Annotated in this window: 11 protein-coding genes; 4 read left to right on the forward strand and 7 right to left on the reverse strand. The window is 48.3% G+C overall.

Annotation, left to right across the window (positions count from 1 at the left end; translation table 11 throughout):
- Positions 1 to 53: 53 nt before the first annotated feature.
- The 4 genes from ACH32G_RS04240 to ACH32G_RS04255 all read right to left on the reverse strand — a co-directional run bounded on the left by ACH32G_RS04240 (position 54) and on the right by ACH32G_RS04255 (position 6415).
- Complete coding sequence (locus ACH32G_RS04240; protein WP_448814024.1) at positions 54 to 2936, reverse strand: AAA family ATPase; 2883 nt, start codon at positions 2934 to 2936, stop codon at positions 54 to 56.
- Positions 2933 to 4156, reverse strand: a complete 1224-nt coding sequence (locus ACH32G_RS04245) for a metallophosphoesterase family protein (RefSeq protein ID WP_448814025.1) — start codon at positions 4154 to 4156, stop codon at positions 2933 to 2935. Before ACH32G_RS04245 ends, ACH32G_RS04240 begins: the two co-directional genes overlap by 4 nt.
- Positions 4157 to 4266: 110 nt before the next feature.
- Positions 4267 to 5526, reverse strand: a complete 1260-nt coding sequence (locus ACH32G_RS04250) for an ABC transporter permease (RefSeq protein ID WP_016938351.1) — start codon at positions 5524 to 5526, stop codon at positions 4267 to 4269.
- Entirely contained in the window at positions 5519 to 6415 is an 897-nt protein-coding gene (locus tag ACH32G_RS04255) for an ABC transporter ATP-binding protein (protein WP_016938352.1), read from the reverse strand. Before ACH32G_RS04255 ends, ACH32G_RS04250 begins: the two co-directional genes overlap by 8 nt.
- A 105-nt stretch (positions 6416 to 6520) precedes the next feature.
- Between ACH32G_RS04255 and ACH32G_RS04260 the strand changes: the two genes are divergently transcribed.
- Positions 6521 to 6706, forward strand: coding sequence for a YhzD family protein (locus ACH32G_RS04260; RefSeq protein ID WP_047476685.1), 186 nt, complete (start codon positions 6521 to 6523; stop codon positions 6704 to 6706).
- Positions 6707 to 6730: 24 nt separating this feature from the next.
- On the opposite strand, the gene ACH32G_RS04265 is transcribed toward ACH32G_RS04260, so the two are convergent.
- Positions 6731 to 7498, reverse strand: coding sequence for an enoyl-CoA hydratase (locus ACH32G_RS04265; protein ID WP_188153862.1), 768 nt, complete (start codon positions 7496 to 7498; stop codon positions 6731 to 6733).
- Between the two features lie 185 nt (positions 7499 to 7683).
- Here ACH32G_RS04265 and ACH32G_RS04270 point away from each other — a divergent pair, with 185 nt between their 5' ends.
- Genes ACH32G_RS04270 through ACH32G_RS04280 form a run of 3 tightly spaced genes read left to right on the forward strand, consistent with a single transcriptional unit; the run spans position 7684 to position 9784 of the window.
- Positions 7684 to 8037 (forward strand): hypothetical protein, encoded by a 354-nt coding sequence (locus ACH32G_RS04270; protein ID WP_016938355.1) that lies wholly within the window; start codon positions 7684 to 7686, stop codon positions 8035 to 8037.
- Between the two features lie 27 nt (positions 8038 to 8064).
- Positions 8065 to 8562, forward strand: coding sequence for a cation:proton antiporter regulatory subunit (locus ACH32G_RS04275; protein ID WP_014469990.1), 498 nt, complete (start codon positions 8065 to 8067; stop codon positions 8560 to 8562).
- A 7-nt stretch (positions 8563 to 8569) separates the two neighbouring features.
- Positions 8570 to 9784: a cation:proton antiporter gene (locus tag ACH32G_RS04280; RefSeq protein WP_016938356.1), complete on the forward strand. Its 1215-nt coding sequence runs from the start codon at positions 8570 to 8572 to the stop codon at positions 9782 to 9784.
- 25 nt (positions 9785 to 9809) lie between these two features.
- On the opposite strand, the gene ACH32G_RS04285 is transcribed toward ACH32G_RS04280, so the two are convergent.
- Both ACH32G_RS04285 and ACH32G_RS04290 read right to left on the reverse strand, forming a co-directional pair.
- Entirely contained in the window at positions 9810 to 11099 is a 1290-nt protein-coding gene (locus ACH32G_RS04285; protein WP_448814026.1) for a lysine N(6)-hydroxylase/L-ornithine N(5)-oxygenase family protein, read from the reverse strand.
- A 101-nt stretch (positions 11100 to 11200) separates the two neighbouring features.
- Positions 11201 to 12703, reverse strand: a complete 1503-nt coding sequence (locus ACH32G_RS04290; RefSeq protein WP_448814027.1) for a coproporphyrinogen III oxidase — start codon at positions 12701 to 12703, stop codon at positions 11201 to 11203.
- Between the last annotated feature and the right edge of the window lie 39 nt (positions 12704 to 12742).

The following is a 12742-nucleotide window of genomic DNA, read 5'->3' on the forward strand; positions in this document are numbered from 1 at the left end:
TATCTTACATAATACCAGTATAGCACATACCTCTTTTTTGAAAATAAACTCTTTTATGACAGGAGCCGCATGACTTGTCCGTTGTGAAATGACCGGCTCACATGCTCATGGCAGGTGAAATAAAGTATCTGCCTTCCGCCTTCTGTAAGCTGATTCAGCACATCAAACAGCCGCTCCAGCCGCTGCCTGTCAAAATGAACAAAACTGTCATCGAGTAAAAACGGCAGTGATACCGCAGATTCCCGTTCTGACGCAAGGGCAAAACGGATCGCCGCGTAAAGCTGCTCGCATGCCGCCTGTGACAGCTCGCTTGCAGAAAAAACCGTACCGTCTTTTTGCATGACCATAATGGAATCATCGGCCTCTGAGAAATACAATTTGTGATAGCGTCCGTCCGTAAGCGGTCCGTACAATGCGCCGGCGGTTTCTAACAGACGGGGAAGCGTCACCTTTTTATGCCGCTCCATTTTTTCTCTGATCACATGTCTGACCGTCTGCAATGCGGCCCACTCTTTAGCTGTTTTTTTAACGCGTTCCTTCTGCATTTCTGTCTGCTGTTTTAAATCGGACACAAGCCCCGAGGACTCCAGCTGCTCTTGCTTCACCGTTAATAAAGCAATCTGCTCACGGAGATGCGCGCTTTTTTCCTCGAGTGTTTCTTTCTCTTTTTCCTGCTGAGCGAGTGTATGTTCAAGTTCGGGCACTGTACGGCTCATGTACGGCGCCAGCTGTTTTTGGCCTATGCCGGACAAGTGCGTATCGATTTCGCGCAGCTGCCTCTCTGTTTCCCGGCGGCTTTCATTCAGCCTGGCGAGCTCACAGAAGTGTCCGCGTTTTTTTGCGTCTGCCGCCATAAAAAGCTGTTTCACCTGCTGTTCGTAGTAATGAACTTCTTCGTTTAATTCGCGCATTTGCTCTTGGGTATGCAGCAGATCCGTTTCGAGAGCCTGCTTTCGTTTTGCGTCCTCACGGGCCCGTTCCGCCTGCGCCAGCAAAGCACGCAATCTTTCTTTTACGGACAGCCCCAAGCCGTCTGAAGGACTCAGCTTTTTGACCCGTTCCTCAAATGATCTTTGCAGCTTTTGGAGCCGGCCCGCTTCAATGGTCAGTTCATGCTTGTTCAGAATTTCTTTTTTGACATCTTTCATCACATGATATGCGTCAAGAAGATGGGACGGGCTGCCCGAAAACCCCAGTTCCTTCATAAAATGTTCCGCCTGTTTTTCAGACGGCGCCATTTCGGCCTCCCATTCTTCATATTGGCGGATGACTCTTTCATATGCCGCTTCTTTCTGTTCAAGCACGGCTTGGTCCGCAATCAGCTGCTGGCGGTGCCGGCCGTCACGCCAAAGCTCTTCCTGCAGAATGTCAGCCTCTTCTTTTGAGATCGGCGGCGGCTTTTTGTGAATGGCCCCTCTTCTTTCTGACGGCAGCGGCTTCTGTATGCCAGACAGCATATAAAGCATCAAAGCGCCGGTAAAAAGGGCGGCGGGCAGCCATTCCTTTAACACAGCGAAAATCGCAATGAACACAATGCCCGCACCGAGAAAGAGCTTTTTTTGTTTGGCGCGCTGTTTTTCCAGCTGCTGAACATGCGCCTGCCATTCGTTTCCTTCAGTATCAGCCATTTGCTTATATGATTGTAAAGCGGCTTCTTTTTCTTGCCTGACGGCGGGAGCCAAGATGTTTTCCGCCGTTACGGCATGCTTTCGTTCGGCGTCTTCCAGCTCCAAACGCGCTTGTTCGAAAATCGCATCAAGCTGTTTTTTTCTTTCTCTTGCCTGTCCTGCGCTCTGCACGGCTTCTTGCAGCCGCCATTCATATTCATAATCAGTGTTCAGCGAAAGTATGCCGTCTTCCTCATGTCTGCCGCCGAGCTGCTGTAACCCTGAAGAAACACGGGCCGATATCTGCCTGATTTGTGATTGGATGGCGGCAAGCTGTTCGCCGCGTGATTCGTACATATGCTGCTCGCCGGAAAGCTCCTGCAGCTGCCGTTCTTTTTGCAGCAGGTCCTCATTTGGCGCGAGCAGCTCAGCCTGCCGCCTGATTTCAGCCATTTTTGCCCGAAGCCCTTCAAGCCGGGCCGCTTTTGGATGGAGATGCGATTCGTATTTTTCGAGCTGATGCATTCCGTCCTTCGGGAATTGCTCCAATGCTTCCGGATAAGAAGAAAGTTCGCTTTCCAACGCTGTTTTTTTGTCTGCGAGCGGCTTTGCTTCTATCGCCGCTTTTACTGTTTTGATTTCTTCAGTTACATCTTTCAATTGTGCTTCGGCATCCTGCAGACGGCCGCCGGCGCTTTTTTTCTCTTCCAGAAGGCTGTGATAGCCCGCTTCCGCAGCTTCCGCCTGTTTCAGCTGGGCGCTGAGCCGCTTTAACGTATCCAATTCCTGATTTAAACGGGGGTTCCGTCCGTTCGGCTTATACATTCTGTCGAGCTCTTTCGCCAGTCTGCCGTCAAGCTTTGCCGCCGCTTCAGATCCGAATAAGCTGGAAAACAGGAGAAACTCGCCGATTTTGTCCCGGTTAAAGGCTTGAATCTCCTGCAGTCCGAATACATCAAACGAATAAATTGCTTCGTACAGCGCCCGATCCGTACCGGAAAGCAGCTGTTTGAGCCATTCTCCGTCCTTGATTTCACCTGAAGGCAAATACACTCTGACTTTTTCGGCAGCGCCTTTTGTGCGTTCAATTTTAACAGCGCCGTAATCGCCATGCTTCAGTTCCACAACGCCGCCGTACACCCCGCCGTTTTTCGGTTCGTATTTTTTTGATTTCGGAAAACCGAACAGTACGCTTTTGATAAAGGACATCAATGTCGTTTTGCCCGCTTCGTTTAAGCCGTAAATCACTTGGACGGGCGAATCTGACAGCTGGAAGCTTCGGTTGGAAAATTTCCCGTACTGGTAAATCAGCATCGTCGTTATTTTCATCGCTGAAGCTCCTTCAGCTGGCGCTTTAAAACGGCTTGAGCCTGCCGTTTAATGTCCAGTATCTCTTCATCCGTAAATAAAGTCATCTGCCGCCGGTATACGGGATGACGCTCGAGCGCTTCAAATACACCGCTCATGTCCGCGCATTGTTCTATGTCCTGAAGAAGCCCTTTAAAAAACGGATCCGGCGGCACGGTGCCTGTTTGATCCGTCCGATCCTCAATCGCAAGCGGCCAGATGAAACATTCCTCTTCAGCCTCTTCCTCCTGTAAAGCGGAAAGAAGCTCCTCCGCAATGCCTGCGGGCGCCTCCGTCCAAAAGCGGGGCGCCTCGCCGCGGAGCACCAGTCTGACACATGCCGGGCGGCCCGCGGCACGCAAGCGGGTGAACATATCCGATGCCATTTTCATCAGGGAGGTCATATGCTCGGCTTCGGAAATATCAAGATCAATTTCCTCCCATAAGACATCGTGCGCTTCTTTGAATTCCCAAGACATCTCACCGTCTGCCGCCCGGACGAGATAATATCCCTTAGGCCCGGTTTCTTTTAAATGGCGGGCCTGAATATTTCCGGGATAAATGGCGGCGGGATGCTTGGCGGACAGAACCTGCCGCTTATGAATGTGTCCAAGCGCCCAATAATCCATGCCGCTTTTTTCAAGGTCTTCTTTCGTAAACGGACAGTACGGGTCATGCCCATCCGCTCCTGATAACATGCCGTGGAGCATGCCGATATGATAAGGCGCGCCGGTCATTTTCCGGTAACGGGATGCCTGATTGGCCGTTACGCTTCTTTCCTGATAGCTGCATCCGTATATGCTTGCCGCGAGCTCTCCGTTTTTAAAGAAGGATTTTTCCTCCGGTGTATCCGAAGTGAATATATGTACATTTTCCGGCCATTCAATCGGTGTCCACTCACCGCCTAAATGATCATGGTTGCCGAATATGACGAACACTTGGATATCCGCTTCCTGTAATCTGGTAAACTGCTTTCTCAAAAACAGCTGGGCTTTTAAACTTCTGTTCGCTTCATCAAACAGATCTCCCGAAAGCAGCATGAAATCTGCCTGCTCCCGGAGCGCCCCGTCGGTAAGACGGCGGACGCTGTGAAATGTGCTTTCTTTAATACGCGCATATACCGGTTCAGGCAGATGCGAAATGCCGTAAAACGGGCTGTCCAGATGCAGGTCAGCGGCATGAATAAACGTCAGATCAGCCATCTCGCCCTCCCCTTTCTGTAGGTTGAATTACCCTTATTCTAGCATCGTTTTCATACGAATGCACGTTCTGCACGATAAAAAAACAGCCCGGCTGTCCCGGGCTGTTTCACTTATTTTTTGGAGATGCGCAGCGCTTGTTTGATCGCTTTGAATCCGCCGGCGTTTCCGTAAATCAAAACGCCGCCTTTGTAAATTTTCGCGCCGACCGCTGCAAAGATCACGATAGCGACCAGTGTCAGGGCGATTCCGGCCGCCGCCTGCCAAAACGGGATATCGAGCATTCCTACGCGTAAAAACATAATCATCGGCGTGAAAAACGGAATGTAAGATGTAACGGTAATAAAACCCGCATCAGGATTGCCAAGTCCGAACATGGCGATCATAAAACCTGCCACGATTAAAAAAACCATCGGCTGAATCGTCTGCTGCACGTCCTCTATCCGGCTGACAACACTGCCGAGAAACGCGGCAAGCGTCGCGTAAAGAAAATAGCCGAGCAGATAGAAAATGACGGCATAGACAATCGTCGAGACGGGAACATCCGAAAAATTGAGAAATGCACTGATCGGCGACGACTCATCATTTTGAGGGTTCAGCTTCAGTGAGAGAAAACCCGCCGCAAGCAGCACCGCAAACTGTGTGATCCCGACAAGCGCGATACCGAACAGTTTGGCAAACATCTGCTGAATCGGCGGCATGCTTGAAATTAAAATTTCCATGACCCGTGACGATTTTTCCGTCGCCACTTCCATCGCAATCATACTTGCGTACATGATAACCGAGAAGTAGATGACAAACAGCATGATGTATACAAGCCCCATCACCTGACCGAGCTCTTCCTCAGATTTCGCCCCTTTTTCCAACGCGTCTTTGCTGACTTCAGGCGGAGTGTAGAGACTGCTGACTTTTTCTGCCGAAATGCCGAGCTTGGCGGTTTCAACAGCGGTTTTTGTCTGGGTTAAAGCCTGCTTGAGAAGTTTATACGCTGATTCATCAGAAATGGTCAGCGCCTTGTAGGCTCCTGTTATCGTTCCTTTTTGATCTTGTCTGATGATAAAAAGCCCGTCCCATTCACCGTCTTTGACACGCTTTACGGCTTCTTTTTCGGACTCCTTCGTCTCCATCGCCTGCAGATCATTGTCTGTATCAGCCGCTTTAAGCTGTTTTGCAAACGCCGGGTAAAGCCCGCCCGTTTCATCAATCACCGCAATCTGCTGCTTGCCGTCATCCGATTGAAACACGGAAATGATTGATTGCAGATTGGTCACCGCTAATACTAATAAAACGGTAATGGCGGTCGAAATAATGAATGACTTTGTCGAGATTTTGTTTTTATATGTATGAAACAGCATAATCCAGAATTTATTCATAAACGGCCCCCACCTTTTCTATAAAAATATCATGCAGTGACGGCTCTTCCAATTCAAACTTCCGTATAAAACCTTTCCCTTGCAGCGCCCGGAAAATATCCTGGGAAACCGGTTCATTCGCGACCTGCAATCTGATCCCGTCATTTGTTTCCTTCCATTTCACGACACCTTCATGCGTTTTTAAAAAGCTGAGATCATCATCTGAATGAACGGTGACATTTTTTTTGCCGAAAGACCGCTTAATGTCTTTCAGATTGCCTTGAACGACTGGTTTTCCCTTCTGGAGAATGCACAAATTCTCGCAAAGCTCTTCTACATGCTCCATTCGGTGGCTTGAAAAAACGATGGAAACGCCGCTGTTTTTCAAAGAAATAACCGCTTCTTTCAGCAGCTCGACATTCACCGGATCAAGACCGCTGAAAGGCTCATCGAGAATCAGCAGTTCAGGCTTATGCAGGACGGCGGAAATGAACTGGATTTTTTGCTGGTTTCCTTTTGACAGCTCTTCGACTTTCTTATTCTTGTAATCTGTAATGCCGAACCGCTCGAGCCATGTCATGAGCTCTTTTTCCGCCTCTTTTTTGCTCATTCCTTTTAATCTCGCAAGATAGACAAGCTGGTCACTCACCTTCACTTTCGGATACAGCCCCCGCTCTTCCGGGAGATAGCCGATTTTTTCGCTGATAGAATAATTGACCGGCTTCCCTTTCCAGCTGATCTGCCCATCAGTCAGGCTTAAAAGCCCCAAAATCATCCGAAAGGTCGTCGTTTTTCCCGCGCCGTTTGCGCCGAGGAGCCCGAACATTTCCCTTTCAGGTATTTGCAGGTTCAAATTGTCAACGGCGGTAAAGCTGCCGAATGTTTTCGTTACGTTTTCAATTGTAAGCACGAATCCAACTCCTTTCCCGATCCATTATATACTAATAATGGGTAAAAATTAATGGAGGATTTTAAATTCTTTATGAGAATATCATTCTATAAAGGAGGTGACGTGATGGGACAATATGTATTGACCGCATTCCATGCGTCGGGAGAAAAACTGCTGGATGAACGGATCGAAGCAGGTAACGTGGCGGAAGCAAAGGCTGCCGGAGAGGCTTTGTTAAAGGAAAAAAAGCTCGCGAACACTACTCATCGCTTAGTAAATGAAGCCGGAAAGCTGATTTTATTCCACAGATAACAGAAGCTTTCCGGCTTCTGTATTTTACCGGTTAAATTGCGGCGTCCGTTTTTCTAAAAAGGCGCGGATGCCCTCTTTATGATCATCCGTTTTTCTCATATTTTCCTGGGCCTTTCGTTCAAGAGACAAAACGTCTTTTAACCGGCTGATATGGAGGCTTTGATAAATAGCCTTCGTTTCAATCATTGCTGCCAGCGGCGCATGTAACAACCGGTCGATATACGGTTTTGCCCCTGCCGCAGGGTTGCCGCTGAACAGCCCGTCGGCAAGCTTGAGCTCCACCGCTTTTTCAGCCGGCAATTTTTCGCCGCTCCAAATCAGTTTTTTCGCTTCAATCTCACCGACGCGTTTCATTAATAAATAATGGCCTCCTCCGTCGGGAACCAGTCCGATGCCGATGAAATTCATCGCGAGGCGGGCATTTTCTTCAGCGAGAACCACGTCGGCACACAGCGCGAAACTCAGTCCGAGCCCCGCCGCGGCTCCGTGGATGGCGGCTATCACAATTTTTTTCATATCATAGAGCGTCAGTGTAATGGATTCGATCATTTTCATGAGCCGTTCATATTCTCCTGAATCATGATCCGATGTCATCATCTGAATATCACCGCCCGCGGAAAATCCCCTGCCTTCCCCCCGCAAAAGGACGATAAGCGCCTCACTGTCAGCTGCCATGACGCATGCATTCTCCAATTCCCGGAGCATTTGTTCATTGAGCGCGTTGTAACTGTCAGGCCGGTTCAGCACAATCTCTGCAATCTTTCCCTTTTCTTCATATCGAATATACTGCATGTTTACACCCTCCTCGTATCCGCTTACATTTTTTGTTCAAATGATATATTCTTTCCGCCGAAGCGAAACCCCTTTATTTTTCAAGGTCAACAGATACCGAAAAATGCATATCATTTGAAACTGAACATACATTTTTATATAGTGAAATTGACATACAAAACAAAAAGGGGGGAGGAACGCCGATCATGAAATATGTGATACTGAGTTTTTTATTGAGCTTTTTTATGGTGCTGTTCCCCCCTTCGGATGTCGCCCTTCCTTCCCAATTGGTGACAGAAACAGACAGCCACGTTCAAATTTCGGTTTACCCGCAGGAAACGGACTCGGCAAAGACGCCGGCCCCTGCCAAAACCGCTCCGCACGGCCTGTCAAAAGGGTACGATGCGTTATCCCGAATGGTCACCCTGTTATCTGTCAAACCTCTTGATCAATTCATTGATTCCACACTGGAAAGGACATGCGCCATTCCGATACAATACCAGTCAAATTACCTCCGGCATCAGAGCCTTTCTCATTGCCAATCTGTATTTACGGTGTAAAAACAGTCTATTCCGGAGGGATTTTTTATGAATATTAAGGAAAACGATCTGCCCGGCATCGGGAAAAAATTCGAAATCGAAACGAGAAACCATGAAAAAATGACGATCATCATTCATGACGACGGCAGGCGGGAAATTTACAGATTTGATGACCGCGACCCTGATGAGCTTCTGGCAAGCATTTCTCTTGATGATGCGGAAGCAAGACAGATCGCCGCGATTATCGGCGGGATGGTGTACAAACCGCAGGCGCTTGAATCGATTGAAATGGCGTTCAGCGATCTGATTATCGAATGGTTTAAAGTTGAAAAAGGGGCAAAAGCGGCAGGCCGGACGCTCGGCGAACTGGATGTGCGCCAAAACTACGACGTGACGGTCATCGCCATCATTAAGCATAACCAGAAAAAGTTTTTAAACCCGGGCGCTGATTCGCTCCTTGAAGCAAACGATACACTCGTCCTTTCAGGCGAAAGAAAGCATTTGAAGAAACTGATCCAAGACTTTCTCTCCAGAGACGGAGTGTGATCTGTTTATGGATCATCTCGTATTTGAAGTCGGTACGGCGCTAGTTCTCGTGGCCATTGCAAGTGTCATCGCCAATAAAATTAAATTCTCGATTATTCCCTTCCTGATTATTTTAGGAATGCTTGTCGGGCCGCACGCGCCCCAAGCGGGCATCATTGACCTGACATTTATCGAAAGCCGGGAAGTGATTGAATTTTTCGGACGGATGGGCGTCCTGTTCCTCCTCTTTTACCTCGGGCTTGAATTCTCGGTCGGAAAATTAGTGAAATCCGGACGTTCCATTGCCGCCGGCGGAACGATTTATATTCTGATTAATTTCAGCTTAGGACTGATATACGGCTTTATCACGGGCTTTTCCTTTTTGGAAGTGCTTGTATTGGCCGGTGTCATCACGATATCATCAAGCGCCATTGTCGCAAAAGTGCTTGTCGACTTAAAGCGCACGGCCAATCCGGAAACGGAGCTGATTCTCGGCATCATTATGTTTGAGGATATCTTTCTGGCGGTTTACTTGTCCGTCGTTTCCGGGCTTGTATTGGGAGACGCGACGTCTGTCGGAGGCGCGCTGATGTCGATCGTGATCGCTTTCGGATACATGCTGCTGTTTTTCATTGCCGCTCGAAAATTGCCGCCTCTTCTGAACAAGCTGCTTGATATCCGTTCAAATGAGGTGTTTGTCATTGTCATTTTTGCAGCGCTCTTTTTCATTGCCGGCTTTTCCGAAACGATTCATGTCGCCGAAGCGATCGGTGCGCTTTTACTCGGACTCGTCTTTTCGGAGACGGCCCATTCTGACAGGATTGAGCATCTTGTCGTGCCGTTCCGTGACTTTTTCGGGGCCATGTTTTTCTTCAGCTTCGGGCTGAGCATTGATCCGTTTTCACTCGGAGATGCGGTCTGGCTTGCCCTCGGCGCCGTTTTGCTGACGATTGCCGGAAACTTTATCGCCGGCATGATTGCCGGGCGCCGGGCGGGGCTTTCTCATAAAGCATCGTCTAACATCGGGCTGACCATCGTCTCCCGCGGTGAATTCTCCATCATCGTTGCAAATCTCGGCATCGCCGGCGGTCTGTCCGCCTCACTAAAACCCTTCGCCGCCTTGTATGTTTTGATACTGGCCATCTTCGGCCCTTTGCTCACGAAAGAATCGAAGCGGATATATCTCCTGTTGAACAGCGTTTTCAAATGGAAAAAGCCTGAAAAGACGCCGCAGAAATCATAAAAAAACTGACCCCTTACTAAAGGGGTCAGTTTTTTCGCGCGGGAAGAAATTGCTGAAAAGCCGTTTTTTTGTTAATGGAGAAATGCTCTTTTCCCAGAATGGTATTAATGATTTTTTGGTTTCTGTAAACAGACAGCTTCAAATTCGTAGCGCCTGTTCCGTGGGCGTGGTCAAGATTCGTTAATGTGAAGAAATGATGGCGCCTATCGTCCTTAAAGACGAGGCGGGAATCGGCCGTCACTTTAAACCGTTTCTCATCCTCCCATTCGATATCGGGAGAAATGGCCGCAAACCAATCCGGAATATGCGGTTTGAAGCCGGTCGCCAATATCACTTTTTCTGAATCGGCCGTAAAGGTTTCATCCATCTGCCATTGATGAAACCTCAGTGCGCAGCGGCCGTTTTTCTTTTCAATTTTTTTAAGTTCCGCCATCGGCTGAATATAGAAATCAGGCGAGCCTCCGCTGATCGACCTGTGGTACAGGGCATCGTAAATGTCAGCAAGTGTGTCAGAATCAATGCCGTGGCGCAGTCCTTCCAGCTCAGGCAGTGTATTCAGCCGTTCCTGAAAAGGCAGGCGGTTAAAATATTCCACATAATCGGGTGTAAACATTTCCTGTCCGAGCTTGGCGGTTTCCAATTCTCGAAATCCGGCGGAGCGTGTCACCCATTGCAGCCGGCAGCGGCGGTATTGTTCATCATGCAATAAATCAGAAAAGATCTCCGCTGCGCTCTGTCCGGAGCCGACTACTGTAATTGATTCGGCGCCGGCGAGTTCATCTTTCCGGAACAAATATTCCGTGCTGACCATCGTGTCCTGACGCGCCCCGTCATCAATCTCAGCTGGAATAAGCGGCTCAGAACCCGTTCCCATGACGAAATGCTTCGTTTGATACACGCTGATGCTTCCGTCCTCAATGTTCTTGACGCTGACTTCATAATGGCCGCCGGCATTTTTCACGCCGATTACCTCTGAGCCGAAACGGCATGATTTGATTTCTGAAGCCGCCCAGCTCAAATAGTCGTTAAACTCCCGCCTTGGAATATCAAATTCATTAAACGTATAAAACCGGTACAGCCGGTCATGTTCATGGAGAAAGTTCAAAAATGTGTAGCGGCTTTTCGGATTGGCAAGCGTGACGAGATCAGCCAGAAACGCCACCTGTAAATCCGTTCCTTTAATTAACAGGCCCGGATGCCACGCAAATTCTGTCTTTTTATCGAAAAAAAGAGCGTCTGTTTCGGGTATATCCTCTAACAAAGCGGCAAGCCCTAAATTAAACGGCCCGATTCCCGCTCCTATGACATCATACATAATTACACCTCTTACGAATTACAGTCTGATGATCTTTTTCCCGTTTTCACATACAGATAAACATAAAAAAACGGCACGCTGATTCCGTGCCGTTTTTCATATTACAAAGCGGATTTGACGAACATCTCATCTAAGTATTTGATTTTCTCTTCTGTATAATGCTCGAATCGGTCATTATATGATTTCGGGTCTTTTGGATTGGCGAAGTGCGTGATTTTTCCGGTTTCCGGATGAATGAATTTGCTTGCCGCGCCGCAGCCGATACCGATAATCGTCTGCACTTCTTCCATAATCATAATGTTGTAGATGCTCTCCTGACCCGGGAAGGAGTAGCCGACATTTTCAAGGTTTCCGAGAATGTTTTTCTGCCGGTACAGGTAGTACGGTTTATAGCCGTGCTCTTTTGTCCAGCGGACGGCGTCATCCATCATGCGGGATACTTCCTGCCTGTCGGCAACTTTATACTTATGCTTGTTTCTCGTCATTTCTGACGCCCGTTTGAAAGAAAGCGTGTGAACGGTCAAAGATTCAGGCATCAGCTTTTCCGTTTCATCAAGACTGTGCCTGAACTCACCCGTCCCTTCTCCCGGCAGGCCGATGATCAGGTCCATGTTGATGTTATTCATGCCGTGTTTGCGGGAAAGGCGGTACTTTTCAATGGTTTCTTCGACTGTATGATGTCTGCCGATGGCCTTAAGCGTTTCGTTTTCATAAGACTGCGGGTTGATGCTGATTCTGTCAATCTTATACTTATTTAAAACGGCAAGCTTTTCCTCCGTAATCGTGTCGGGACGGCCCGCTTCAACGGTAATCTCTCTGATATTTGCGACATCCGGGAAAGAACGGACCATTTCTTCATATAAAAGGTCCATTTCTTCAGCGGTAATGCTTGTCGGCGTACCGCCTCCGAAATAAATGGTCGTCACTTTGATATCATGCTGTTTCAGCCATTCACCGATTTTTTGCATTTCATAGTGAAGCCCCCATAAAAAGGAGCCGACTCTGCCTGCCTGTCCTTGGATGGCATAAGCCGGAAACGTGCAGTAGGCGCACTTCGTCGGGCAGAACGGAATGCCGATATAAATGCTGACTTCATCTTTGACCCGGTACAGATCGGGAACCGCGGCGAGCTGGCGGTCGACAATCTCCTGCATCAGATTGATTTTTTCATCATGGATCAGATAATCTTTTTTCAGATCGGCATGCGCCTCTTCTTTTGTCAGGCCGCTTTGCAGCTTTTTATGAAGAAGTTTAGTAGGCCTGATTCCGGTCAGGATTCCCCATTTTTGCGTCATGCCCGTATGCGATTGAAGAAGATTTAAGTAGACGTATGACAGCGTGTTTTTCACCTGTTTAAATACTTCTTTGTCGCTCCATCCGGCAAGAATCGGTTTCGTGTGATGCTCCTTTTCGCCGGTTTCTTTGATTTCTCCCGATACTGACACGCTGTCTGCATCTTGAGAAATGGCAAGTGAGATGACGAGATCAGAGGGTTCCTCCGTTTCGGCGTATGCAAGAACACACTCCTCAAAAAATAAATTCGCGATGTTTTGCAGCGGACGATGCAGCCTGTCATCCGTTATGCCGTCTATTTTGATTTGCAATGTGATCACCTTATTTTTCAGATTCAAAACTTTCTTTAG

This window comes from Bacillus sp. CIS52 (assembly GCF_053545315.1).